This is a genomic window from Bacillus sp. Je.9.29.b (assembly GCF_051129925.1).
GTDB lineage: Bacteria > Bacillota > Bacilli > Bacillales > Bacillaceae > Bacillus > Bacillus safensis.
In genome coordinates, this window is sequence record NZ_JBCPSO010000001.1 from 402,271 (window position 1) to 428,001 (window position 25,731).

25 protein-coding genes and 1 riboswitch are annotated in these 25,731 nt (G+C 40.8%); of the genes, 21 read left to right on the forward strand and 4 right to left on the reverse strand.

Translation table 11 applies throughout. From position 1 onward, the window contains the following. Nucleotides 1–281: 281 nt before the first annotated feature. The gene (locus AAZR19_RS02140; protein WP_076840945.1) at nt 282–2,384 is read right to left on the reverse strand and encodes an ATP-dependent Clp protease ATP-binding subunit; all 2,103 of its coding nucleotides are present in this window, start codon (nt 2,382–2,384) and stop codon (nt 282–284) included. A 244-nt stretch (nt 2,385–2,628) separates the two neighbouring features. Between AAZR19_RS02140 and AAZR19_RS02145 the strand changes: the two genes are divergently transcribed. The 5 genes from AAZR19_RS02145 to queF all read left to right on the forward strand — a co-directional run bounded on the left by AAZR19_RS02145 (nt 2,629) and on the right by queF (nt 6,281). Beyond that, nucleotides 2,629–3,672, forward strand: coding sequence for a YkvI family membrane protein (locus AAZR19_RS02145; protein WP_434702181.1), 1,044 nt, complete (start codon nt 2,629–2,631; stop codon nt 3,670–3,672). Between the two features lie 71 nt (nt 3,673–3,743). Beyond that, nucleotides 3,744–3,788: riboswitch (PreQ1 riboswitch) on the forward strand. A 158-nt stretch (nt 3,789–3,946) separates the two neighbouring features. Next, on the forward strand, nt 3,947–4,603 hold the full coding sequence (gene queC / locus AAZR19_RS02150) for a 7-cyano-7-deazaguanine synthase QueC (protein WP_434702289.1): 657 nt from the start codon (nt 3,947–3,949) through the stop codon (nt 4,601–4,603). After that, nucleotides 4,604–5,044: a 6-carboxytetrahydropterin synthase QueD gene (queD, locus tag AAZR19_RS02155; RefSeq protein ID WP_202739126.1), complete on the forward strand. Its 441-nt coding sequence runs from the start codon at nt 4,604–4,606 to the stop codon at nt 5,042–5,044. It begins immediately after the preceding gene. Next, on the forward strand, nt 5,037–5,768 hold the full coding sequence (queE, locus tag AAZR19_RS02160; protein ID WP_434702184.1) for a 7-carboxy-7-deazaguanine synthase QueE: 732 nt from the start codon (nt 5,037–5,039) through the stop codon (nt 5,766–5,768). Before queD ends, queE begins: the two co-directional genes overlap by 8 nt. A gap of 15 nt (nt 5,769–5,783) precedes the next feature. Further along, a complete protein-coding gene (gene queF / locus AAZR19_RS02165) occupies nt 5,784–6,281 on the forward strand; it encodes a preQ(1) synthase (RefSeq protein ID WP_024426839.1) in 498 nt (165 codons plus the stop codon). Between the two features lie 445 nt (nt 6,282–6,726). Here the strand turns inward: queF and AAZR19_RS02170 are convergent, their stop codons facing one another. Then, nucleotides 6,727–7,089 carry a winged helix-turn-helix transcriptional regulator gene (locus AAZR19_RS02170; protein ID WP_254805823.1) on the reverse strand — a complete coding sequence of 121 codons (363 nt, stop codon included), beginning with the start codon at nt 7,087–7,089 and terminating at the stop codon, nt 6,727–6,729. A gap of 168 nt (nt 7,090–7,257) precedes the next feature. Between AAZR19_RS02170 and AAZR19_RS02175 the strand changes: the two genes are divergently transcribed. Together AAZR19_RS02175 and AAZR19_RS02180 are read left to right on the forward strand one after the other, a co-directional pair. Continuing rightward, nucleotides 7,258–8,004, forward strand: a complete 747-nt coding sequence (locus AAZR19_RS02175) for an SDR family NAD(P)-dependent oxidoreductase (RefSeq protein WP_434702187.1) — start codon at nt 7,258–7,260, stop codon at nt 8,002–8,004. Between the two features lie 390 nt (nt 8,005–8,394). Next, nucleotides 8,395–8,613, forward strand: a complete 219-nt coding sequence (locus AAZR19_RS02180) for a hypothetical protein (protein ID WP_024424687.1) — start codon at nt 8,395–8,397, stop codon at nt 8,611–8,613. A gap of 123 nt (nt 8,614–8,736) precedes the next feature. Here the strand turns inward: AAZR19_RS02180 and AAZR19_RS02185 are convergent, their stop codons facing one another. Further along, the gene (locus tag AAZR19_RS02185) at nt 8,737–8,925 is read right to left on the reverse strand and encodes a YkvS family protein (RefSeq protein WP_003211747.1); all 189 of its coding nucleotides are present in this window, start codon (nt 8,923–8,925) and stop codon (nt 8,737–8,739) included. Nucleotides 8,926–9,092: 167 nt separating this feature from the next. Here AAZR19_RS02185 and AAZR19_RS02190 point away from each other — a divergent pair, with 167 nt between their 5' ends. The 6 genes from AAZR19_RS02190 (at nt 9,093) to AAZR19_RS02215 (ending at nt 15,625) form a co-directional block, all read left to right on the forward strand. Continuing rightward, a complete protein-coding gene (locus AAZR19_RS02190; protein WP_024424688.1) occupies nt 9,093–9,287 on the forward strand; it encodes a hypothetical protein in 195 nt (64 codons plus the stop codon). 306 nt (nt 9,288–9,593) lie between these two features. Beyond that, nucleotides 9,594–10,244 carry a cell wall hydrolase gene (locus tag AAZR19_RS02195; RefSeq protein WP_024424689.1) on the forward strand — a complete coding sequence of 217 codons (651 nt, stop codon included), beginning with the start codon at nt 9,594–9,596 and terminating at the stop codon, nt 10,242–10,244. A 113-nt stretch (nt 10,245–10,357) separates the two neighbouring features. Further along, the gene (locus AAZR19_RS02200) at nt 10,358–11,674 is read left to right on the forward strand and encodes a polysaccharide biosynthesis protein (RefSeq protein WP_434702190.1); all 1,317 of its coding nucleotides are present in this window, start codon (nt 10,358–10,360) and stop codon (nt 11,672–11,674) included. A 54-nt stretch (nt 11,675–11,728) separates the two neighbouring features. Continuing rightward, nucleotides 11,729–12,217, forward strand: a complete 489-nt coding sequence (gene stoA / locus AAZR19_RS02205; protein ID WP_315972903.1) for an endospore biogenesis thiol-disulfide oxidoreductase StoA — start codon at nt 11,729–11,731, stop codon at nt 12,215–12,217. A gap of 289 nt (nt 12,218–12,506) precedes the next feature. Beyond that, nucleotides 12,507–14,426 (forward strand): heavy metal translocating P-type ATPase, encoded by a 1,920-nt coding sequence (locus AAZR19_RS02210; RefSeq protein WP_041106051.1) that lies wholly within the window; start codon nt 12,507–12,509, stop codon nt 14,424–14,426. A 104-nt stretch (nt 14,427–14,530) separates the two neighbouring features. Further along, a complete protein-coding gene (locus tag AAZR19_RS02215; protein WP_218676920.1) occupies nt 14,531–15,625 on the forward strand; it encodes a M24 family metallopeptidase in 1,095 nt (364 codons plus the stop codon). 53 nt (nt 15,626–15,678) lie between these two features. Here the strand turns inward: AAZR19_RS02215 and AAZR19_RS02220 are convergent, their stop codons facing one another. Continuing rightward, nucleotides 15,679–15,822, reverse strand: a complete 144-nt coding sequence (locus tag AAZR19_RS02220) for a hypothetical protein (protein ID WP_162842493.1) — start codon at nt 15,820–15,822, stop codon at nt 15,679–15,681. Between the two features lie 93 nt (nt 15,823–15,915). Here AAZR19_RS02220 and AAZR19_RS02225 point away from each other — a divergent pair, with 93 nt between their 5' ends. The 8 genes from AAZR19_RS02225 (at nt 15,916) to AAZR19_RS02260 (ending at nt 25,725) form a co-directional block, all read left to right on the forward strand. Next, complete coding sequence (locus AAZR19_RS02225) at nt 15,916–16,905, forward strand: LacI family DNA-binding transcriptional regulator (RefSeq protein ID WP_041106055.1); 990 nt, start codon at nt 15,916–15,918, stop codon at nt 16,903–16,905. Between the two features lie 55 nt (nt 16,906–16,960). Next, complete coding sequence (gene glcT / locus AAZR19_RS02230; protein WP_024424695.1) at nt 16,961–17,815, forward strand: glucose PTS transporter transcription antiterminator GlcT; 855 nt, start codon at nt 16,961–16,963, stop codon at nt 17,813–17,815. Nucleotides 17,816–18,017: 202 nt separating this feature from the next. Beyond that, on the forward strand, nt 18,018–20,117 hold the full coding sequence (ptsG, locus tag AAZR19_RS02235) for a glucose-specific PTS transporter subunit IIBC (RefSeq protein ID WP_024424696.1): 2,100 nt from the start codon (nt 18,018–18,020) through the stop codon (nt 20,115–20,117). Between the two features lie 93 nt (nt 20,118–20,210). Next, a complete protein-coding gene (locus AAZR19_RS02240) occupies nt 20,211–20,477 on the forward strand; it encodes a phosphocarrier protein HPr (RefSeq protein WP_003211078.1) in 267 nt (88 codons plus the stop codon). Then, entirely contained in the window at nt 20,477–22,195 is a 1,719-nt protein-coding gene (ptsP, locus tag AAZR19_RS02245; RefSeq protein WP_041106058.1) for a phosphoenolpyruvate--protein phosphotransferase, read from the forward strand. Before AAZR19_RS02240 ends, ptsP begins: the two co-directional genes overlap by 1 nt. Before the next feature lie 100 nt (nt 22,196–22,295). After that, a complete protein-coding gene (locus AAZR19_RS02250; protein WP_044331928.1) occupies nt 22,296–22,538 on the forward strand; it encodes a transcriptional regulator SplA domain-containing protein in 243 nt (80 codons plus the stop codon). Between the two features lie 82 nt (nt 22,539–22,620). Then, nucleotides 22,621–23,649 carry a spore photoproduct lyase gene (splB, locus tag AAZR19_RS02255; RefSeq protein ID WP_041106060.1) on the forward strand — a complete coding sequence of 343 codons (1,029 nt, stop codon included), beginning with the start codon at nt 22,621–22,623 and terminating at the stop codon, nt 23,647–23,649. 114 nt (nt 23,650–23,763) lie between these two features. Beyond that, nucleotides 23,764–25,725 carry a methyl-accepting chemotaxis protein gene (locus AAZR19_RS02260; RefSeq protein WP_041106062.1) on the forward strand — a complete coding sequence of 654 codons (1,962 nt, stop codon included), beginning with the start codon at nt 23,764–23,766 and terminating at the stop codon, nt 25,723–25,725. Nucleotides 25,726–25,731: the final 6 nt, after the last annotated feature.

Below are 25,731 nucleotides of genomic sequence, written 5' to 3' on the forward strand. Positions count from 1 at the left end.
AGAATTTTTGACGAAAGCGCTTTCTGAATATGTAAAAAGAAGAAACTCCCTTTCATATAAAGGGAGTCTCCATTTAATCATTTTGAGCTGGTTCATCTAAATGAAGCAGCTCTTTTAATTTTTCTTCATACATGATTTTGACAAGATCGTAGCTCCAATTCATCATGTGATTCACCTCTTTTTCTTTTATCGTAAAGGAAAAGAGGTGGGGGAGCGTCGGCGTTCAGATGGAACTTAGACGCCTCAACATGATGGAGGTGCATATCATCCTGAAGATGTAGTTATCCTTTTTTTACGACGATTTCGTCATGTTCAACATCCACAGTAAATCCAGAAAGCTGCTCCTCTTCAAGCAGGATCTCCGTCATTTGGTCTTCAACGTGCTCTTGGATGGTTCTTCGAAGTGGACGAGCACCAAATGCAGGGTGATATCCAAGCTCTGCGATTTTTTCTTTCGCTTCATTTGTGACATGGACTGTTAAATTTTGCTCTTTTAATTGCTCTGACAGTTCATTGAGCAGAAGATCAACAATCTTCACTAAATCATCTCTGTCTAATGATTCAAACTGAATGATGCTGTCAAAACGGTTCAAAAATTCTGGTTTGAAGTAGCTGCTCAGTGAATCAATGAGTGATTGTTCCTCAATCGCTTCTTCCTGATCAGATTGGAAGCCCACTTTGACTGTTTTTTCTGCACTGCCTGCGTTACTTGTCATGATGATGACTGTATCTTTAAAGCTGACCGTTCTGCCTTGGCTGTCTGTTAAGCGGCCATCTTCCATGATTTGCAGGAAGATGTGCTGTACATCTGGGTGTGCTTTTTCGATTTCATCCAGCAAAATGATGCTGTATGGTTTTCTGCGCACTTTTTCAGTCAGTTGGCCAGCTTCATCATGTCCAACGTAACCAGGAGGAGAACCGATGAGTTTGGACACAGAGTGTTTTTCCATGTACTCACTCATATCTAAACGAATGATCGCATCTCTTGAACCGAATAATTCTTCAGCTAACGTTTTAGACAATTCGGTTTTCCCGACACCTGTTGGTCCAACGAAAAGGAAGGAGCCTGTTGGTCTATGTTTCGATTTTAAACCAGCTCTGCTTCTTTTCACGGCTTTCGCCACTTTATCAACCGCATGCTCCTGTCCAATCACTCGTGCTTTTAGACGGACGTCAATTTCTTTCATTTTGGTTTGTTCGTCTGCTTGCAGTTTACCGACAGGAATGCCTGTTTTTTGTTCCACAATGGCCTGAATGTCCTCTGCTGTAACGATATGCTCTTTTTCAGTTGTTTTGTTTTGAAGTCTTGCTTCAATGGCTTCTTCTTCATCGCGAAGCTTCGCTGCTTTTTCATATTGTTCTTCTTTTAGCGCAGCTTGTTTTTCTGCGGCAATTTGCGCTAATCGGTTTGTCAGCTCATCTTCACTTGCTGCATCAATGGAGAGGTTCGCTTTTGAACCAGCTTCATCCATTAAATCAATGGCTTTATCCGGCAAATGACGGTCTTGAATATACCGCGAAGATAGTTGAACGCACGCTTTGATTGCTTCATCTGAATAGGTGACACCATGATAGGCCTCGTACTTATCTTGGATGCCTTTTAAGATGTCGATCGCTTCATCTTGTGTTGGCTCATCTACGATGACGGGCTGGAAGCGCCGTTCGAGTGCAGCATCTTTTTCAATTTGGCGATATTCTTTTAATGTCGTCGCACCTACTAGCTGCAGTTCGCCTCTTGCAAGGGCTGGTTTTAAAATGTTTCCAGCATCCATTGATCCTTCTGCAGATCCTGCACCCACAAGAAGGTGGATTTCATCTACAAATAAGATGATATTTTTACGGCTTTGCAGTTCCTTGATTAACTGCTTCATTCTTTCCTCAAATTGACCGCGTACACCTGTGTTTGCGACAAGTGAAGAAACATCTAATAAATAGATTTGTTTGTTCTTTAATTTATTTGGCACATCGCCGCTCGCAATTTTGAGCGCGAGTCCTTCTGCGATCGCTGTTTTCCCAACACCTGGTTCACCAATAAGAACAGGGTTATTTTTATTTCTTCTATTTAAAATCTCAATGACTCTTGCGACTTCTTCATCACGGCCAATGACTGGATCAATTAAACCAGCATTTGCTCCATCTGTTAAGTTACGGCCAAGCTCATCGAGTAAGCCTTTTTGCTTTGGCTGCTCCATGTTTGGGGCATGACCTGCTGCCTGAGAGAAGAATGAACTTCCTCCAAAAAGCTGAGGTCCCATTTTCATTTTTGACTGCTCCATCAAAGAGGTATAGCAGTCTTCACATAAAACCATTTGGCTCCGGGACGAATTTACTTGCATATTCAGGCGAATAGTTGCTTCATTTACTTGACAATGTTGACAACGCATTTGCCATGACCTCCTTAAAATAAAGTTTGACTTTATTTGACCAATGAATGTTAAAGAAAATGGTCTATTGTTTGACCATCTTTGACTATAGTATACTCTGACCTATTTTGACTTTCAACTGTTTTGCTCAAAAGGGAATAAAAATCCTTTTTTGCATTTAATCATGGTTTGTCCTTCTTTTCAAGGAACTTGTCTCATAGGATAAAAAAGGAACAATCGAAAGTGATGGGTGCGGAGGGGTCACATGAAACGTTCAAATGAATCCGCTTTTCAGCTTGCCTTTGTTTATGTAGGAACAGTGGTTGGAGCTGGGTTTGCGACAGGGAAAGAAATCGTAGAATTTTTTGTTCGTTTTGGCTGGATTGGACTATTCGGAATCCTGATTAGCGGTGTTATTTTTACTGGCCTTGGGGCAAAAATGATGCTGATTTCGAAACGAATCGAAGCAGAATCTTATCAAGATATGAACCGTTTTTTATTTGGCGCAGCTGCGAGTCGATATATTAATATTGTCATGTTTTTTATTTTACTTGGTGTCACCTCAGTCATGATTTCAGGCGCAGGGGCTATTTTTGAAGAACAGCTTGGTATATCGAAGGAGTATGGGATCTTTTTGACGATCATTCTGAGCGTCATTGTACTTTTTAAAGGTTCAAAAGGGCTATTTGGAGTCAACGTCCTTGTCGTTCCAATGCTGATTTTCTTTTCAATGATCGTGTTTCTTGATTCATTTGTGTTTAGCAGCAGTGAAAGTTATGTTCTTGCGCTGCAAATGGGTGAGGGCGAGTGGATATTATCAGCAGTGTCATATGGTGCCTTTAATTTAGCACTGTCACAGGCAGTGTTAGTACCCGTCGCAAATGAAATGACCTCTGAGACGGTCATTAAAAAGGGAGCGGTGCTTGGGGGCGTCATGCTGACACTCGTTTTGCTTGCTTGTTTCTTATCTCTTTCTTCATTAGATATGCTGGAGGCGTTTGATATTCCAATGGCCCAGGTGGTGTATCAAGTTGCAAACTCCATTCATCTCATTTATCTATTTGTCATCTTCGGTGAAGTTTTTACATCCGTCATAGGCAATTTATACGGGCTGGAGAGACAAGTGAGGGCGTATATCCGAATGAACAGCATCTTTACGATATCCCTTATTCTCATATGCTGCTATGTGATTAGTAAAATTGGTTACGGTACACTGATTTCAACGGTTTATCCGGTTTTTGGCTATGTCAGCATCTTTTTTATCCTCTTTCTTTTCCTAAAAAAAGTGCCTGCACCGCTAGATAAGTAAAGAAAGGATAGCCTGCATGAAAAATATGTGGTACACTATCCTCTGTGAAAATTGAACAAAAATCCGTGAAGACGGGAGAGGTTCTAGCAAAACCCTCTATAAAAAACTAAGGACTTGCCGTATCCTTGGATGTGGCATTTTTTATTTTTTATGGCTGGGACACCTCATACACATGTAAAGGTGTCTTTTCTTTTGAGAAAAATAGGGGTTTTTAGGAGCCTTTCAGATGCAGGGGTGTACGGTTGTACCATCTGCAAAAGGAGGAGAACAGAAAATGAAAAATGAAAAAGCAGTTGTTGTCTTTAGCGGGGGACAGGACAGTACGACCTGTTTATTATGGGCACTTCAACAATTTGAAGAGGTAGAAACAGTGACCTTTCATTATAATCAGCGTCATCAAGAAGAAATTGATGTCGCCAAAAGAATTGCTGAGAAATTAGGTGTGAAGAATCATCTATTAGATATGTCACTTTTAAATCAACTGGCACCTAATGCTTTAACAAGAGATGACATTGACATTGAGGAAAAAGAAGGAGAGCTTCCTTCCACATTTGTACCAGGAAGAAACTTAGTGTTCTTATCCTTCGCTTCTATTCTGGCGTATCAAATTGGAGCAAGACATATTATCACAGGTGTTTGTGAGACGGACTTTAGCGGCTATCCAGATTGCCGTGACGAGTTTGTGAAATCTTGCAACGTCACAGTGAATTTAGCAATGGAAAAACCATTTGTGATTCATACACCACTGATGTGGCTGAATAAAGCAGAAACATGGAAGCTGGCAGACGAGCTTAATGCGCTGGATTTTGTGAAAAATGAAACGCTCACTTGCTATAACGGCATCATCTCTGATGGCTGCGGGGAATGTCCTGCGTGTAAGCTGCGGAAAAATGGCTATGACACTTATATGGAAATGAAGGAGGCAAACTAAATGCTTTCTCAAATCTATCCACAAACCGATCATCCATTTTCATTTGAATTAAATAAAGACATGCATGTATCTGCTGCCCATTTCATTCCTCGAGAAGATGCGGGCGCATGCAGCCGTGTTCATGGTCATACGTACACCATCAATATCACGATTGCAGGAGACGAGCTAGATGAATCGGGTTTCCTTGTCAATTTCAGTACATTGAAGAAGCTCATTCATGGGCAGTACGATCACACGCTGCTCAATGATCATGAGGAATTCTCATCAAACGATCGATACGCGATGCCAACCACTGAGGTGGTGGCAAAGACCGTACATGACAAAGTTGCAGCGTATTTATCAACTTTATCGAACAAGCCGGCATGTGTTCAGGTCTTTGTCAGAGAGACACCAACAAGCTATTGCATTTACCGTCCGAAACGAGTTGAGATCAATGGCTAAAGCGATTCCCGTATTAGAAATCTTTGGACCAACCATTCAAGGAGAAGGAATGGTCATTGGACAAAAAACCATGTTTGTCAGAACGGCTGGCTGTGACTACTCGTGCAGCTGGTGTGATTCCTCCTTTACATGGGATGGCTCAGCGAAGCATGATATTCAGTGGCTTGAGGCAGAAGACATTGTCAAAGAATTAAAAAGAATAGGCGGACAGGCTTTTTCTCATGTCACCATTTCAGGAGGAAACCCGGCGCTTTTAAAACAAATGGAATCCCTCATTGATTTGCTGCATGAAGAAGGAATTGACACAGCGCTTGAAACACAAGGGACGATGTATCAGGAATGGTTTTTGAAAATTGATGATTTAACCATTTCTCCTAAGCCGCCAAGCTCGAATATGAAAACAGATTTTACGAAACTAACGCGTATCATAGATGAGCTGAAAAACGGGAATAGATTGCAGCATGCTAGCCTGAAGGTCGTGATTTTTGACGATCGTGATCTAGCGTATGCGAAGGATGTTCATGCGAAATACCCTGAGCTTCCTTTTTATTTGCAGGTAGGAAATGATGAGACGACGACAGGTGATGATGCGTACTTATTGACGCATTTATTAAAGAAATATGAAGCGCTTGTCGATCAAGTCGCGCAAGATCCAGACTTAAACCGCGTAAGAGTGCTGCCGCAGCTGCACACGTTATTGTGGGGAAATAAACGAGGCGTATAGAAAGGAAGAGATGACATGACGACAAGAAAACCAGAAGAATTAGAAGGTGTCACGTTACTAGGAAACCAAGGAACCAATTATTTGTTTGATTATGCACCACAAGTGCTTGAAACGTTTCCAAATAAACATACAAATAGAGATTACTTTGTGAAATTCAACTGCCCAGAATTTACATCACTATGTCCGCAAACAGGTCAGCCGGATTTTGCGACAGTTTATATCAGCTATATCCCAAATGAAATCATGGTCGAAAGTAAATCGCTAAAATTATATTTGTTTAGCTTCCGTAACCATGGTGACTTCCATGAGGACTGTATGAACATTATTATGAACGACCTGATTGAATTGATGGACCCGCGCTACATCGAAGTATGGGGCAAATTCACGCCAAGAGGCGGTATTTCCATTGACCCGTATACAAATTACGGAAAACCCGGCACGAAATATGAGGAAATGGCAGAATACCGTATGATGAACCATGATATGTATCCGGAGACGATTGATAATCGGTAATTATTCCGCTGTGTGAGACGGAGTGTGAAACGAATTGGTGTCACAGTAAAAGTGGAAAAAGTCACACCTGAAAATACTCATGGGAATTGTATGATAAAGTGTGACCTGAGGTGCAACCTGAACTGTGACTTTTATGCAGTGAAAAATTGATAGTTCAGAAGCAGATGAAGGCGTACAATTTGTACGTCTTTTTTTATCCGAAAGAAAAAATGCCTATCTAGACATCAGAGGCATTAAATATTATGATCATATCTTCATTCATTTTTTGGCTAAGTTTCTAAACCTTCTCTAACATTTGAAAAAGCTCTTTTTTGAATTTCATCAAAGTTCTCCTGAATATAGTCCATGACACTTCTGAATAGAACTTCACTTTCAAAATTGACTATCTCATTTATTTCTGACTGCTCTTCATCTGTTAGGTGATGGTATTGATGTTGTTTAGCATTTACTTCAGCTGCTGCAGCTCTGATTGTACAATTTCATATTCACCTTCTGCATACTCTTGCTCCGCATAATGGCTCCCCCATTGACAGAGCTCCTGCAAGATAGGTTTAAGAGATTCTCCAAGTTCAGTGGATGAATATTCAACCTTCGGCGGTACTTGATTATACATTTTTCTTGTCACAAGTCCACTGGCCTCAAGCTCTCTAAGTGTTTGAATCAGCATTTTCTGAGTGATATTTGGGATAATGCGCTTTAATTCACTCGTTCTCTTTGGTCCATTCATTAAAAAGTATAATACAAGGCCTTTCCATTTTCCGCCAATCACTTCCTTTGTCACTTCAAACCCACAGCTAAATTTTTTCATGTCTAAAGCTCTCCATTCCACATTTATTACTTTTTAGTTACTATATCACAAAAAAGTGGGTACTTCCGATAATGTGCTTACTGAAGGATACTATATCTTGTAAGTTGTTCTTCAAGTACTTAAAGGTACTAGACATAAAATAATATGAATTCTAAAGGAGTGTTAAGTATGGGGAAATTTGAAGGTAAAGTAGCGCTTGTAACGGGTGGAACAAGTGGGATTGGTCTTGCTACAGCACAAAAATTTGTAAACGAAGGTGCATATGTTTATATCACGGGACGTAGACAAAACGAACTTGATAAAGCTGTTAACCAAATTGGCAAGAACGTAACCGGTGTTCAAGGTGATATTTCTAAGCTTGAAGACTTAGACAAACTATATGAAATGATAAAGCAGGAAAAAGGTAAGTTGGACATCCTTTTTGCTAATGCAGGCATCGGCAACTTCCTTCCATTAGGTGAAATTACTGAAGAGCAGGTTGATAGAACGTTCGACATTAACGTGAAAGGAACCATTTTTACTGTTCAAAAAGCGCTATCACTATTCCCGGACAAAGTAGGTTCTATTATTGTAACGGGCTCTACTGCTGGATCAATTGGTAACCCAGCATTTAGTGTATATGGAGCATCTAAAGCAGCATTAAGAGCACTAGTTCGCAACTGGATTCTTGACCTAAAAGGTACTGAAATTCGTGTAAATGTGGTAAGTCCAGGAGTTATTCTTACACCTGCATACGATGAGCTTTTTGGTGATGCACTTGAAGGAGCGATGGAAAATGCCAGAAAAACTGTTCCAGCTGGAAAAGTTGGGACACCTGAAGAAGTAGCAAACGCTGTATCTTTCCTTGCTTCAGACGAAAGCAGTTACTTGACGGGTGTTGAATTGTTCGTAGATGGCGGGCTAGCACAGGTATAATGTCACTGCGAAGGGATTACAAATCGTCCCCAAAAAAAGTTAATGGGGATTTACTTGAGTCGCATAAAAAAGTCGTTTTCCTTATGTCCTTGAGTAACCACAAATGCTGCAAACTAAGTTTGGTGATGGATATGTAAAATGAGAAAAAAGGAAAAGACATGCCGGGTGCATGTCTTTTTTTGCGAATCAGCCATAAAAAAAGAGAAGAGTCATGTCACTCTTCTCATACGAATGGGAATAGAACTTGCTAGGACGGCTGGGGGCTACCAGCTCGTAAATTTATTATACATGACAGAACGTATGTTTGTAAAGAGGGATCATGCTTTTTTGCTTATTTCATTTGATGTAAGATAAAATAGAGGCAATGAATGATAAACGGAGGCGTTTGAGTTGGCAAACAAAGAAGAGCGGGCAGAGCAGCTGCTAATGGAGCTAAAGGAAGAGCTTCAAATGCTTGAACATCAAAACAAAGAACGGTATAAATGGAGTGCCTCCACATTGCTTGGAGTGATTGCCCTCTTGATTGATAAAGGAGTAATCACACCCGAGGAAGTCGAGATGTACAAGACGAAGGCGGAAATGCAAACCTTTCATACGCAAAAAGACTGACCCCTCTTTAAGTGGTATCAGTCTTTTTCATATGTGATTGTTCAAATAGAGCAAAGTTGTCAAACGAGCCAAATTTGCTTTATATATACGTATGTACCGATCGTCTGAATTGAGGATTGCAAATTAATGTACGGAGTCTTTGATGATTTTATAGTTTTTATGATTAACGACTGTTAGTGAATCCAGTTCTAAATCTCTATAGTTGTCCATAATGGTGACATCCACAATGACAGAGTTTTCATTCACTTTTTCAACTACACCTGTTAAACCATTTCTAAATTCGATCACATTTCCAATTTTTGCAATCTTCAACCGATCCCTCTCCTTTAAAAACAGATTTCATTCCCTATTAAAAAGTATTTTGCAATATTTTCATACCAATGTAAAGGATAAAGACGTTTTTGTTTTGTTTTCGTTGTATGCTCTTCTAACGAATGGTATATTTAATAATTGATCATGGCTGAAAAGGAGCGGTTTTTTTGACTGAAGAACAAATCCTCACCATCCTCGAATCTTTACGGAATGGGACGGAAAAACAGGTGACCATCCAAAAAGATGACTTTTTAACGTTTCGTTCTGTTTTGGTGAATCAAGATGATTTTAAACATTTTCGCGGGATCGCCAAACATGGTGGAGATGTTATTTTTGAATATCTTACAGAAGCAAGAAGCTAAAGCTTTTTCTCATTGATGAGAGAAAGCTTTTTTATTTTCGTTCTTTTGTCACACTTCAAACCACTCTGATACATATGAAAAGAAAATGTAATAACCCATAATCAGGAGCATAAGGATGATGATAGGTGAAAAAGGGACCTTTTTAAGCGCTAACAATTCCATTTTATGTGCGCAAAACTAGGACATGCCATTTAATGACGGAATTTGGACAGGCATGTAAATCTTTGTGCGTGAAAATAGAATGAGGTCTTGTTAGAGTGGACAAGTATCTTACAGCCTACTTTGATTAAAGGAGGAAAAAGGCGAATGATTAAAATTCATACAGCTCTTTTTGTCATCCTTATGCTCGTTGCAGCAATGAAGATGGACAATATACAAGAGCAGCAAGGCACATTAAGTCACGAACTTTCACAAGCACCTGTTAAACATCAGCTTTCATATATAGATCAAGATCACGATCAAGTCATCCCAGCATTTTCTGAAGAAAAGCGTCAGCCAAAAGTGAAATTGCTAAGTACGTCAACAGAAGAAAAGTCTTCAAAACCGAAGCAAAAGAAAAAAGTAAAATCTGAAACGACGAATAAGGCAAGCGGCAAACAGTATTCTAATGAAGAAATGGATTTGCTTTCTCGATTGGTACATGCTGAAGCGAAAGGTGAATCTTACGAAGGGAAAAAAGCGGTGGCAAGCGTTGTTTTAAACAGGGTAGAGCATCGTTCTTTTCCTGACAGCGTGAAAGGTGTGATTTATCAGCGAAATGCTTTCCAGCCAGTATCGAATGGAAGTATTCATGATAAGGCAGATCAAGATTCCATTAAAGCGGTAAAGCAGGTAGTAAAAGAGCATGACAGAACAACAAAGGCTATCTATTTTTATAATCCAAAAACGGCAACAGATCACTGGATTCGTTCCCGCAAAATTGTAGAACGTATTGGACGTCACGTGTTTGCCGTATAGAGAAAAAGAGCGATCAATGAGATTGCTCTTTTTTTGTCTTCAATTATTAAAATATTTTTTGGACTTGTCTCATAGAATGTGAAAAGAATTTGCTTTAGACAAGGGGAGGCTACATGAATCGATTTGTAAAAGGGGTCATTCTGCTATCTGTCGCAGCTTTTATTGCAGAGTGTATAGAGTTTTTAGTCAATATGATTTTAGCGAGAGAGCTTGGAGAACATGGAATGGGCTTATATATGAGTATCCTTCCAATCATCATGCTTGTCCTTGTAATCGCCAGTTTAGAGCTGCCAGTCTCCATTTCTAAATTCATTGCAGAATCACATGAGCGTCTCCACAAAAGCATGCTCCGTCATGCCTTTAAAATGACGCTTGTGGTGACAAGTACAACTACAGCTATAGCAGCCATTGTACTGCCTTTCATTCCAGTGTTTCAGTCGTATCATCCATTAATGAAGGGTCTAGTGCTGTCACTTATCCCGATTATTGCGTTTACCTCCATTGCCCGCGGCTATTTTATGGGAAAACAGCAAATGGGCAGAATCGCTTTAGCCAATATGCTGAAGAAAACGATCCAGCTTATTTGCTTGTTTTTGTTTTTTCATTGGTATTCGTTTGATATTGAAACAGCAGTACTCATCGCCATTGGTGTCATTGTTGCGAGTGATCTTGTTGTCTTTATTTATTTATACTCCCAATACGTCATGGCAAAAAATGCTGTGAAAGTCAGGTCTGTTGAATTAAGAGGAAGTGATGTGCGAAAGCGCCTATTAGCCGTTTCCATTCCGACAACGGGCATGCGCATCTTTCATGCGATTGCCAATGCGGTTGAACCATTTTTAATCAAAGGAGCGCTCGTTGCAGCAGGCATTTCTGGAACACTTGCTGTTGATCATTACGGCATGCTGGCTGGTGTCGCAATGTCGATCGGTTTTTTCCCAGCGTTTATCGCTCATTCCATCATGATTGTGATGATTCCAAGTGTCTCTGAAGCCTATGCTTTAGGTCAGTATGATCTTGTGAAAAAACGTGTCAGACAGGCGATTCTCATAACGTTTGGATACGGGGTGCCGGCAGTGATGGTGATGTATTATTTTGCTTACCCGCTCACACAGCTCTTTTTTGATTCACCGCAGGCTGCTGTCTATTTACAGCTGCTTTGGCCATACTTTTTATGCCATCTGTTTGTGATGCCGTTTCAAGCGTGTTTAATCGGTATGGGGCTCATCAAAGATGTGTTCCTACATAATATATGGGTGCATGTCGTCTCTTTTTCTATGGTGTATTTCCTCGGTTCAATTGAAAGCTTGAATATGATGGGGGTCATTTTAGGGATGAACACAGGCATGCTGCTTTTGACTGCCCTGCATTATGCGACGATTTGTAAGGAGCTCGGCGTTTCAATGTTTCTTACATTGAAAAGAGCTTGAATGTCATCGCCATCGAGAGGGCAAGCTAGAAGAAAACTGGGAAGGAAGATCATGATGAATCGTAAACATCTACCCGCCAGTCTTCTGATGATGACCCTGCTACTATTTCTAATGAGCACAGCAACAGAAGCAAAAGAGCCCGTGATGGCACCAAGGATAGAGGCGCCGACATTAAATGGTGACATGCAGATGGTTCCCGAAAAAGGGAAAAAGACCATTTTGCATTTTTGGACAACATGGTGCCCGTCCTGCAAAATGGAGCTGCCTGAATTTGAACAGATTGTGAAAGAAAATCAGAGTGATGTTGACATATTGACCGTGAATTTACTAGGTGCTGAACAAAGTAAACATGCTGTTGCCCAATTTGTGAAAGATAGAAGGTTTACATTCCCGATCATACTAGATGAACACGGAGAAATGATGAAGAAATATCAAATCATCACCATTCCAACGACCTTTTTGATTAATGAAAAAGGAGAAGTGGTGAAAAATCATGTAGGTCCACTGACGAAAAAACAAATCAAAGAGTGGACAAATTCGTAGAACAAATCCTTTCTGTGAAAGAACCAATTCTGTTGGTTCTTTTTTGTGTTCGTTTGCTTTTCATCTGAATACACTGTGCTCAGAAGAAGACGGAACGGTCTATATCAATAATGATAATTATTATCAAAAAGAAATTATAATAATTATTAATTGAAAATTGATCAGAACCTGTTATAATGAGTTACAGACCAATAAAAAGCTTGGAATAGCAGAAAATATAGATGGAAAAAGAAACGGGTAACGATTGATAATGTGAAAACGATTATCAATTAGAGAGGAGAAAACAATTATGAATGAGAATACAGCACTTTACCAAACGACAAATCAAAAGGAATCGAAATGGTCCTTACATAAATGGGCACAGCACGGAGAATTAATTGCAGCAGGTATCTCAGGGATTCTCATTTTAATTGGATGGGTTCTAAAGGATGAGAGCATGTGGAGCATTCCTCTTTTCATCCTAGCATTTGTTATTGGAGGTTTTGCAAAGGCGAAGGAAGGAATTGAAGAAACGATTTCGTCTAAGACCTTGAATGTGGAACTTTTAATGATTTTCGCAGCAATAGGCTCAGCTCTAATCGGCTATTGGGCAGAAGGCGCTATCTTAATTTTTATTTTCTCACTGAGTGGTGCGCTCGAAACGTATACGTCAAATAAAAGCAAGAAAGATTTAACAGCATTAATGAGCATTGCACCGGATGAAGCAACTTTAATTGAAGAAGACGGTACGACCATTCAAATCGCCGCTTCATCATTAACACCAGGTGACCGGATTATGGTCAAAGCTGGGGAACGCATTGCAGCAGATGGTGTCATTTTAAGCGGGAGAACAAGTGTGGATGAATCTGCCCTCACAGGCGAATCTATTCCACAGGAAAAAGGGCAGGGGGAAGACGTATTTGCAGGAACAGTGAATTTAAATGGTTCCTTAACAGTGGAAGTCACGAAACATAATGAAGAAACGTTATTCCATAAAATTATTAAACTTGTTGAATCCGCTCAAGAAAGTGTTTCGCCAAGCCAGGCATTTATCGAAAAATTTGAAGGGGCCTATGTAAAAGGTGTGCTGATCACCGTTGCGGTATTAATGGTACTGCCTCATTTTGTCCTCGGCTGGAGTATGAGTGAAACCTTCTACCGGGCAATGGTGTTTATGGTCGTTGCTTCACCTTGTGCTCTAGTTGCATCCATCATGCCAGCAGCATTGTCATTGATCTCAAATGGCGCGAGAAATGGAATGCTTGTTAAAGGAAGTGTCTTTTTAGAAAAACTAGGCACGAGCAGCATGATTGCTTTTGATAAAACGGGGACGATTACAAGCGGGAAGCCAGCCGTAGAACAAGTCATCATGGCTAAAGGACAGGATGAATCTGCTTTTTACCAGGCACTCTATCAAATTGAGAGTCAATCAAACCACCCATTAGCGAAAGCAATTTCTGATATGGCAAAAGAGCACCAAACAGAAAGAACAGTCCATGTCACCATTGAAGAAACCTCTGGATTTGGTGTGAAAGCACAATTAAATGGAGAAACGTGGCGGATTGGGAAGAAAGACTTTGCGGGTAAGGCGTCAATCGACCGCGAGATTGAAGAGACAGGTGATGACCTTTCCGCGCAAGGATACACAGTGGTCTACGTTCAAAAGGATGAAAAAGTGGTTGGCTGTCTTGGCCTTAAGGATCAAATCAGACCTGAAGCCAAAAAAATGATTCAAGAACTAAATGATTTAGGCATCCAAACCGTCATGCTGACAGGAGATCAGCAAAAAACGGCTGAAGCTATTGCGCAGGAAGCCGGTATCCAAGCTGTCGTGGCTGAATGTCTTCCAGATGAAAAGGTACATGAGGTCAATCAATTAAAAAAACAAGGTAATTCAATCATCATGGTAGGAGACGGAATCAATGATGCACCAGCGCTCGCCACAGCAGATGTTGGGGTTGCGATGGGCGGAGGCACAGATGTTGCCTTAGAAACAGCGGATCTCATCTTAATGAAGAACAATTTAAATAACCTAACAAAGATGATCCGTCTTTCAAGAAAAATGAATCGAATCATTAAGCAAAACATTATTTTCTCATTAACGGTGATCTGTCTGTTGATTTGTGCGAATTTCTTACAAGTGCTTGATTTGCCTTTTGGTGTCATCGGGCATGAAGGAAGTACGATTTTGGTCATTTTAAATGGTCTGCGTCTGCTTCGTGCATCTTAAATCAATCATCAGGGCGCACTGGATTCATGCCAGTGCGCTTTTGTGCGAAATACAGCAAAAACTGATACAATAGACCAGTAGTAAAACGTGTGAGGAGGATCATGATGAACCGAATGAAGAGCTTGTCTTCTTGGCTTAAGAAAGAAGACATTCAAGGTGCATTTATACATACAAAGGAAAATGTGTTTTATCTATCTGGATACTTCACAGAGCCGCATGAAAGAGTGATGGGGCTGTTTGTGTTCCAAGAGGCAGAACCATTTTTTATTTTGCCTAAAATGGAAGTCGAGCAGGCAAAAAATGCAGGATGGTCCGGCGATATTATTGGATATGAAGATCATGAGAATCCATTTGATTTCATTCAATCAGCGATAGAAAAACGAGATATTCAAACGGCGCGTCTTGCGATTGAAAAAGAATCGATTCCGCTTCAAAGAGCAGAACAGCTCCAAGCTGTTACCGGAGCTAAAACGTTCGTTCGGGCTGAAGATGCGCTCAATCAGCTCAGACTGATTAAAGATGAATCTGAAATTGCTACACTGAAAAAAGCGGCTCAATTGGCAGATGAAGGTGTAAAAATTGGGGTTAACGCCTTAAAAGAAGGAATCACAGAAACAGAAGTGCTCGCTGTCATAGAATATGAACTAAAGAAAAAAGGCATTCAAGGTATGTCCTTTTCCACCATGGTTCTCTTTGGTGAAAAATCAGGCGAGCCTCATGGAAATCCGGGGCAGGCAGCCTTAAAGAAAGGCGATTTTGTGTTATTTGACCTTGGCGTCATTGTCGATGGATATTGCTCAGACATCACAAGAACATTCATCTATCAGGAAGCTTCTGAAAAACAAAAGGACATCTATCAAACCGTCTTAAATGCAGAAATGGCAGCACTTGAAATGAGTAAGCCCGGCGTGAGGATCGGTGATCTTGACTTAAAAGCTCGCGGGCTAATAACAGAAGCGGGATATGGTGAATATTTCCCTCATCGCCTCGGCCATGGATTAGGCGTTTCTGTTCATGAGTTTCCTTCTATGAGTCAGGCAAATGATGACCTTCTGCAAGAAGGTATGGTGTATACGATTGAACCAGGAATTTATGTGCCAGGAGTCGGCGGCGTAAGAATTGAAGATGATGTTCTCATTACGGCAGATGGTCCAGTCACCTTAACCAATTATCCGAAAGAGCTGACGATCATCAAGTAATAAAAAAATCACGATGAACGTCCAGGTCTTGGAAGTGTCATCGTGATTTTTTATCACTCTTCTCGATCCTTATCAACAAAAAAATCATCAATTGATTGAAACGGTTTGATTTTATGTTCTTTTCCTAAAGGATGTAATGCAAAACGAGCAGAAAACAAAACAGTCATACATAATATAATCCATATGATGAAACCCATCTTGAATTCCCCTTTCCATCCAGTGATTTGTTCAGCTCACATACATCTTAAAGTATGAAACGCTTACCATATCAAGAGAAAGTAGGAGAAAAAATGGCAAACATAAGGGAGATTGCGAAAAGAGCGGGCGTATCTGTGACAACCGTATCACGTGTGTTGAATGAGCATCCTTATGTTAAAGAAGAAAAAAGAGAACGTGTTCTACAAGCGATGGAAGATCTCAAGTATACGAGAAACATCCAGGCGGTCCATTTAGCGAAGGGCTATTCGAATATGCTTGGCATTGTCCTTCCAAACATTGAACACTCTTATTTCAGCACACTCGTCACAGGTATTGCAGAAAAAGCACAGGCGCGCGGTATGCACTTTGCTTTATTTCAAACAGGATATGACCCATTAAAAGAAAAAGAAGCGTTAATGAGTTTAAAAGAACGCCGTGTGGACGGTTTAATATTTTGTTCAAATGCATTAAGTGAAAGGCACATTTTAAAGTGGCAGGAATCAGGACCGATTATATTTTGTCATCCTGCGCTGCACGATCAATGCTCAACCGTGTCGATTGCGCATGATCAAGCATTTAAGGAAGGCCTGCGTCATTTGGCGGCATGCGGCCATCAACGAATTGCGATCGTTCTCGCCAGAACAGAAGGAGCGAATAGCAAGTCGCGCCTTCAGGCTTATCAAGACATGATGCAATCGCTCGGGCAGACCATTGATGAGGAATGGATCATCGAAGGGAAGTTATCCCTGCTTGATGGGAAGCAATTATTTGCAGAATGGCAGGAAATGAAAAATCGTCCTACAGCTTTATTCATCACAAATGACGAAGTCTCTGCAGGCTTTTTATTAGAGGCGCAGCGTCATGACATAAAAGTAGGAGAATCACCAGCCATACTCAGCTTTCAAAATAACCAATTGAGTGAGGCTTTGGGGATTTCCAGCATTCATATTCCCCTCAAACAAATGGGGCAGGAAGCGTTTGACTTGTTCGATCGGGCATTAAAGGGAGAGAAATCAGAAAAAAGAATGCTGCCATTTCGCCTGATTGAGCGAACAACAACCGTTTTGAAAAACAATCGTTGACGCACGTTTCATCTGTTTTGTACGATAAGAGGGATTGAATAAGAAGGAGGTGGGGATGTTCATGGAATCCTTCACCGTTGATAAAGCGTTAAATAATAATGTCATCATCGCAAGACACCCTTCTTTGGGCGAAGTGGTTCTGATTGGGAAAGGGATCGGCTTCGGTAAAAAATCGGGGGATCTTCTCGATCAAGACGTGTTTGAAAAAATGTTTGTGTTAAAAAACACGAAGGAACAAACAGAATATAAACAACTGCTTCATCATATTGATGAGAACATGATTGAGCTTGCCAATGACGTCATTTATCATATACGAGAAAAAATGGGACAACGATTGAATGAGCATATACATGTTGCACTGACCGACCATATTGCGTTTAGTTTTAAGCGGGTGCAGCAAGGCTATGATATCACGAACCCTTTTATGCTTGAGACGCAATCGCTTTACCCTAAAGAATACGAGGTTGCAAAGGAAGTCGTTGAACTGATTAACGAGCGGCCAGATGTCGAAACGAAGCTGCCAGAAGGAGAAATAGGCTTTATAGCGCTTCATATTCATTCAGCTTTGACGAATCGGCCTTTATCTGAAGTGAACCGTCATTCGCAGCTCATTACACAAATGGTCCAAGTCATCGAAGATTCATTTCATATGAAAGTAGACAGAGAAAGTATTCATTATTTACGCTTATTACGCCATATTACGTTTTCAATTGAGCGTATTAAACGGGGAGAATCATTAGAGGAGCCAGAAAAATTGCTTCATCTATTGAAAAATGAATATCCTTTATGCTACAATACTGCTTGGAAAATGATCAAAATTTTGCAGCATGCATTGAAAAAGCCTGTACAGGATGCTGAGGCTGTCTACCTGACACTTCATCTGTACAGATTGACAAATAAAATTTCATAGTTTCCTTGAAACGTGTAACTGATTCGATCAGGCATGAGTGACTTAAGGTAAATACAGGATAAGATCCTGTTATTTGCGCAACCTTATATCACCATGCCTTTTTTTGCGTTTGAAAGTGAAATGTAAACGGTTAATTATGAAATGTACGTCAGGGAGCATCCCAAATGTATGTTGTAAGCGAAAACAAAAGGAGGTTCAACCAGTGTTTAAATCACTTTTTGGTGTGTTGCAAAAAATTGGACGAGCACTCATGCTTCCAGTTGCGATCCTTCCTGCTGCTGGTATTTTACTGGCACTTGGGAATGCGATGCAAAATCCGCAGCTGATTGATGTAGCTCAATTTTTAAGCAATGATACAATTCAGCTTGTTGCAAGTGTCATGGAGAATGCGGGGAACATCGTTTTCTCGAATCTTCCGCTATTATTTGCTGTAGGGGTTGCCATCGGTCTTGCCAATGGAGACGGAGTGGCAGGGATTGCCGCTATCATCGGTTACCTTGTCATGAACGTCACGATGAGTGCTGTATTAATGGCCAACGGATCCATTCCATCCGATTCACTCAAACTGGCCCAGTTCTTCAAGGAAAGCCATCCAGCATATATTAATATGCTCGGCATACCGACTTTGTCTACCGGCGTTTTTGGCGGGATTATCGTCGGGGTATTAGCAGCTTATATGTATAATAAATTTTACAAAATTGAGCTTCCGCAATATCTTGGCTTCTTTGCTGGTAAGCGTTTTGTTCCAATCGTTACTTCTATTTCAGCACTTATTTTAGGGCTATTGATGCTAGTCATTTGGCCGCCAATCCAAGGTGCACTGAACTCATTTTCAACAGGACTGCTCGCAGCGAATGAGCCGCTGGCTGCCTTTGTATTCGGTGTCATTGAACGATCATTAATTCCGTTTGGTCTGCACCATATTTTCTACTCACCATTCTGGTATGAGTTCTTTAGCTACAAGAGCTTATCAGGAGAGCTTGTCCGTGGTGACCAGCGTATTTTCATGGCGCAAATCAAAGATGGTGTTCAGCTGACAGCTGGTACATTCATGACAGGGAAATATCCGTTCATGATGTTCGGTCTTCCAGCAGCAGCACTTGCGATTTACCATGAAGCAAAACCAAAGAATAAAAAGCTAGTAGCAGGAATTATGGGATCAGCGGCCCTTACTTCTTTCCTAACAGGGATCACTGAACCACTTGAATTCTCATTCTTGTTTGTTGCACCAGTATTATTTGCGATTCACTGTGTATTTGCTGGATTATCCTTTATGATAATGGATATTCTAAACGTGAAAATCGGGATGACCTTCTCAGGAGGGTTAATCGACTTCTTCCTATTTGGTATCCTGCCAAATAGAACTGCTTGGTGGCTCGTCATTCCAGTAGGTCTCGTACTTGCTGTCATTTACTACTTCGGATTTAGATTCGCCATTCGCAAATTTAATCTGAAAACGCCAGGCCGCGAGGATGAAGCAGCAGACGGAGCAAGTGAGGCGAAGTCTGAAAAAGGTAATGACTTGCCTTATGAAATTCTTGAAGCAATGGGTGATCAAGAAAACATTAAGCACCTTGATGCTTGTATCACGCGGTTACGTGTCACTGTGAATGATCAGAAGAAAGTGGACAAAGACCGTTTGAAAAAGCTTGGCGCTTCTGGTGTTCTCGAAGTAGGGAACAACATCCAGGCCATTTTCGGCCCGCGCTCTGATAACTTAAAAACACAAATGCAGGACATCATTGCAGGCCGCACGCCTCGCCCAGCGAAAGACCCTTCTGCAAAAGAAGAAGTCAGCCAGCAGGTCGAAGAAGTTATTGCAAAGCCGCTTCAAAATGAGCAAGGGGAAGAAATTTTTGCTTCACCAATTACAGGGGAGCTTCATCCAATTACAGATGTACCAGATCAAGTATTCTCAGGGAAAATGATGGGTGACGGTTTCGCTATCTTGCCAACAGATGGAACGGTGGTTTCACCGGTAAGAGGGAAGATCTTAAATGTGTTCCCAACGAAACACGCTATTGGTCTGCAATCTGATGGTGGACTTGAAATTTTGATCCACTTCGGAATTGATACGGTCGGCCTCAAAGGAGAAGGATTTGAAGCATTTGTACAAGAGGGAGATCAAGTAGAAATCGGTCAAAAACTTTTAGAGGTTGATATTGATAAAATTAAGTCTGAAGTACCATCTTTGATGACTCCAATTGTATTTACCAACTTAAGTGAAGGACAATTTATTGACCTTCAAGCATCCGGTGAAATCAAAGCTGGACAAGAAAACATCATGAAAATTTCAAAATAATTTTCATAACTGCCGTTCTTGTTAGATGACAAGCTCGGCAGTATGATATAATATTGTGGATGTATTAATTGTATAAAAAGGAGATTGATAAAAATGGCTCAACAAACATTCAAAGTAACTGCAGATTCTGGAATTCACGCACGTCCTGCAACAGTTCTTGTACAAACTGCTAGTAAATATGATGCTGATATCAACTTAGAATATAATGGTAAAACAGTGAACCTGAAATCTATTATGGGTGTAATGTCTCTAGGAATTGCGAAAGGTGCTACAATCACAATCTCTGCTTCTGGTTCTGATGAAAATGATGCACTTGCTGCGCTTAAAGACACAATGAAAAGTGAAGGCCTAGGCGAGTAATGCAACAACTGAAAGGAATCGGTGCTTCAGCAGGCGTTGCGATTGCAAAAGCGTATCGTCTGGAAGAACCAGATTTAACAGTTCACCAAAAAGACATCAATGATCCAGAGACAGAAGTGAAGCGTTTTGAAGAAGCAATTCATGTTTCTAAACAAGAACTTGAAGCAATTAAAGAACATGCGCTAAAAGAGCTTGGCCAAGACAAAGCAGATATCTTTTCTGCCCACCTTCTTGTGTTAAGTGATCCTGAACTGCTAAGCCCAGTAAAGGATAAAATCAAATCTGATAAAGTAAATGCTGAATTTGCTTTAAAAGAAACAGCGACGATGTTTGTCACAATGTTCGAAGCAATGGACAATGAATACATGAAGGAACGTGCAGCGGATATTCGCGACGTAACGAAACGTGTGACTGGACATTTGCTAGGCGTTGACATTCCAAACCCAAGCATGATTTCTGAAGAAGTCATCATCATTGCTGAAGATTTAACACCTTCTGATACTGCTCAGCTGAACAGACAATTTGTCAAAGGCTTTGCAACAGATATCGGCGGTCGTACTTCTCACTCCGCGATCATGGCAAGATCTATGGAGATTCCAGCAGTTGTTGGGACAAAAGAAGCAACAAAAACGGTGAAAAACGATGATCTGATCATTGTGGATGGTATTACTGGAGACGTCATCATTCAGCCTTCTGAAGATGAAGTGAAAGCGTATCAAAAAAAGCATGAAGACTACTTAGCTCAAAAAGCGGAATGGGCGAAACTTGTTGACCAGCCAACGGTTACAAAAGACGGCGTTCACGTAGAGCTAGCTGCAAATATCGGAACACCTGAAGATGTAAAAGGTGTACTTGAAAATGGCGGCGAAGCAGTTGGATTGTACCGTACTGAATTTTTATACATGGGCAGAGACCAGCTTCCTACAGAAGAAGAGCAGTTCGATGCGTATAAAACAGTTTTAGAGAAGATGGAAGGGAAAGCAGTGGTTGTCCGCACACTAGATATTGGTGGCGATAAAGAACTTCCTTACTTGCAGCTTCCAAAAGAAATGAACCCGTTCCTTGGCTATAGAGCCATTCGCCTTTGCCTGGAAGAGCAGGAGATTTTCAGAACACAACTACGCGCCTTACTTCGTGCAAGTACATATGGAAACTTGAAAATCATGTTCCCTATGATCGCGACGTTATCAGAATTTAGAGAAGCAAAAGCCATTTTACTTGAAGAAAAAGAAGCATTGGTTGCCGCTGGTACAGACGTTTCTGATTCGATTGAAATCGGAATGATGGTAGAAATTCCATCAACGGCTGTCATCGCAGACCAATTTGCAAAAGAAGTAGATTTCTTCAGTATTGGAACGAATGATTTGATTCAATACACAATGGCTGCTGATCGAATGAACGAACGAGTGTCTTATCTTTACCAGCCTTACAACCCAGCGATTTTACGTCTTATTACGCTTGTAATCGAAGCAGCGCATAAAGAGGGTAAATGGGTTGGCATGTGCGGTGAGATGGCAGGAGATGAAATCGCAATCCCGCTTCTACTTGGATTAGGATTAGATGAATTCTCAATGAGTGCAACATCCATTCTTCCAGCTAGAACGCAGCTAAGCAAGCTTTCTAAAGAAGAAGCTGCATCATTTAAAGAGCATATTTTATCACTTAGCACAACAGAAGAAGTGGTTGATTTCGTCAAGAAGACGTTTCAACAGAACTAAGTGAATGAAAACCAGACAGGTGAAACTGTCTGGTTTTTTTGTCGAATTTTATCATATTGAGTCATATTGGGCAGTGAGAAGGGCACCCTATAATTAAAAAATGGAGGTGACCAGATTGCCTTTCTCAGACTACAAACCAGGTGATCAAGTATATGTGATTTATCGAAACCCACATGCTGCAAACGTAGCACAAATTAAAGAAGCAGAAATTGTTTCACATCCATACAACGAAGAAGAGCTTGCCCTCTTTTTACTTGAAACGTATCATCCACTAGCACCTGATGATGCTGTGTTTCCAACATATGAAGAAGCAGAAGCTCTTTATCAAGACTTGTTTGAATAAGGGAGATTTTAGAAAGGATAAAAGCCATCCTGTGCGGTTAAAGTAACGGTATGAAAACCTTAAAGGTAAGGATGTGCTTAATATGATCAAACCTTTCGTTCCCCAGCTTGTTTACATTGAACCCCGGGCGTTAGATTACCCGTTAGGACGAGAGCTGAAGGAAAAGTTTGAGGGTATGGGAATCGAAATAAGAGAAACGACTTCACACAACCAGGTCAGAAATATTCCGGGAAAAAATGACTTGCAAAAGTATCGTAATGCGAAGTCAACGCTTGTCATTGGTGTGAGGAAGACATTGAAGTTTGACTCGTCTAAACCATCTGCAGAGTATGCGATCCCATTTGCAACAGGATGTATGGGGCATTGTCATTATTGCTATTTGCAAACAACAATGGGAAGTAAGCCGTACATTCGAACGTACGTCAATGTAGAAGAAATATTAGATCAGGCAGATCAATACATGAACGAGCGGGCGCCGGATATCACGAGATTTGAAGCATCATGTACTTCAGACATCGTAGGAATTGACCATTTGACACATACACTCAAACGAGCGATTGAATACTTCGGGCAGACGGACCTAGGAAAACTTCGCTTTGTCACGAAATTCCATCATGTCGATCATCTGTTAGATGCAAAGCATAATGGCCGGACACGATTCCGTTTTAGCATCAATGCCGATTATGTCATTAAATATTTCGAGCCTGGCACATCACCGCTAGATAAGCGGATTGAAGCGGCTGTTAAGGTCGCAAAGGCAGGCTATCCTCTAGGCTTTATTATTGCCCCAATCTACATCCATGAAGGCTGGCAGGAAGGGTATAAAGTTCTATTCGAAAAGCTCGATGCAGCCCTTTCTGAAGATGTGAGAGACGATATCACCTTTGAGATGATTCAGCATCGCTTTACAAAACCAGCAAAGCGTGTGATTCAAAAAAATTACCCAAAATCAAAATTAGAGTTGGACGAAGAAAAAAGAAGATACAAGTGGGGAAGATATGGTATAGGAAAATATATCTATCAAAAAGATGAGGAACAAGAACTAAGAGAGACTTTAGAGTCATATATAGATCAGTACTTTCCTTCTGCAAAAATTGAATATTTTACTTAAAACAAGCCTATACGGCTTGTTTTTTTCTATTTAAATTTTCTTACAACTATTGAATGCGGTATCATTTTGCCGATATATAAATTAAGGTGTGAAAGTAGATGTAGGGGTGATGAGATGTTTAAGAAACTTCAAGTGAGAATAGCTGTTTTCATCTCAGTTATTTTAATTTTAACCGTCGTGGCTGTTCAAGTGGGGTCCAACTTAGTGTTAAGACCACTTATTGAACGAGATGCAAAAACCACCGCAGCAGCAACGGCAGAAAGTATGAGAGACATTATTACTGAAAAGCTTGATAATTACGGCAATACAATTAATAAACTCGCAACAAGTACAATGACTGAAGAATTTGCGCGAAAACAAACCAAGCAAACATTGGCTTTTGAAAACGATGAACTAAAAAACATGCAGGAACAGGATAAACTCATTTCGTTTGCCTATATAGGAACAAGTGACGGGAAAATGTTCGGCTTTCCGGAGTTCGATCTTGGCGAAGGATATGATCCATCTAAACAAGGCTGGTTTAAACAAGCAGCCGAAAAGCCTGATCAGGTCGTTTGGACAGATCCATATATTGATGAAGCAACGAAAAAAATGATTGTCTCAGCCACGAAGGCGATTGTCAAAGATGGAAAGGTCATTGGGGTCGCTGGACTTGATTTGAAGCTGTCCTCCATTCAAACGTATATAAATGAACAAGAGATTCCTTATAAGGGGACCGCTTTCTTAGTTGATGGCACAGGCACCCTTTTGGCGCATCCAACAGAGCAAGGAAAAAACATATCAAAGGTCGCTTCTGTGAAAAAAGCGCTTGACAACTCAGGTGTTGATGACAGTAAAGAACTGACGGTCATATCTAAAATCAAAGAAGCTGATTGGACGGTTGGTGTCAGCTTTGAGAAAAGTAAACTGCTGTGGATCACAGAACAAATGAATCAGACAAGTATCATTATATCCGTCATTGCCATTATTCTTGCGATAATCCTCAGCTTCTTATTGGCAAGAAGCATTACAACGCCAATCAAGCGTCTAATAGAGCATGTGCGTAAGGTGTCAGAAGGCGATTTAACAAGTACGCTTGCAGTGAAATCCCAAGATGAAATTGGTTCCCTCACGAAAAGCATTAATCAAATGACCGAGGATGTCAGGGAGTTAATTGAAAAAGTGAAAGGGGCTTCAGATCAAGTTGTGAAATCAGCGGATGAAGTGACCCACATTTCAAATGAGACTTTGCTGTCTAGCGAACAGATTGCAACGGCCATTCAAGAGGTGGCAACAGGAGCGACTAAGCAGGCGTCAGATGCAGAAACGATTAATGAAAAATCAGAGTATTTGTATGAGAAAGTGCGCCATATGGGTGAGCTCGCTTCACAAATGCAAACCAACTCAAAATCATCTGAAGATGCAAGCTATAAAGGGCTTGACGCACTTGGTTTGCTCGTCCAAAAATCAACACAAGCGAGTGAAGAATCGAAAAAGGTTGAGCAAATGCTGCTAGACCTTGAGCATAAAACGAAAAATATTGAAAATGTCGTGACCGCCATCTCTGAAATCTCGGATCAAACGAATTTACTTGCACTGAATGCAAGCATTGAAGCAGCGAGAGCAGGAGAAAGCGGACGAGGATTTGCTGTAGTAGCAGAAGAAGTGAGAAAGCTTGCTGAACAATCTGCGCAGTCAACAAAACACATTAGTGAAACCGTCAAACTCATTCAAGATGAATCGAAGAAGGCGGCTGAAGCGATGACAACAGCAAGTAAAATGAATGAGGAACAAGGTGCCGCCATCAATGCAACAGGTGAGGCACTCAGCAGCATCACAATGGAAATGCAGGCACTTGTCGGTTCAATCGACAGCATTCATACACAGATTAATGAAATGACAGAAGAACAGCAGAAGATGAGTGACTCCATTCAAAGTATTGCTGCCATTTCAGAAGAATCTGCTGCCTCAGCTGAGGAAGTGCATGCGTCTACAGATGAACAAGTTCAAGTGTTAGAAAGAACGAAAACCTCAACTGAAATGCTGAACGAATCAAGCCAGGCACTGCGTCAGGCGGTTGACCGATTTAAGGTGTAATGAGCG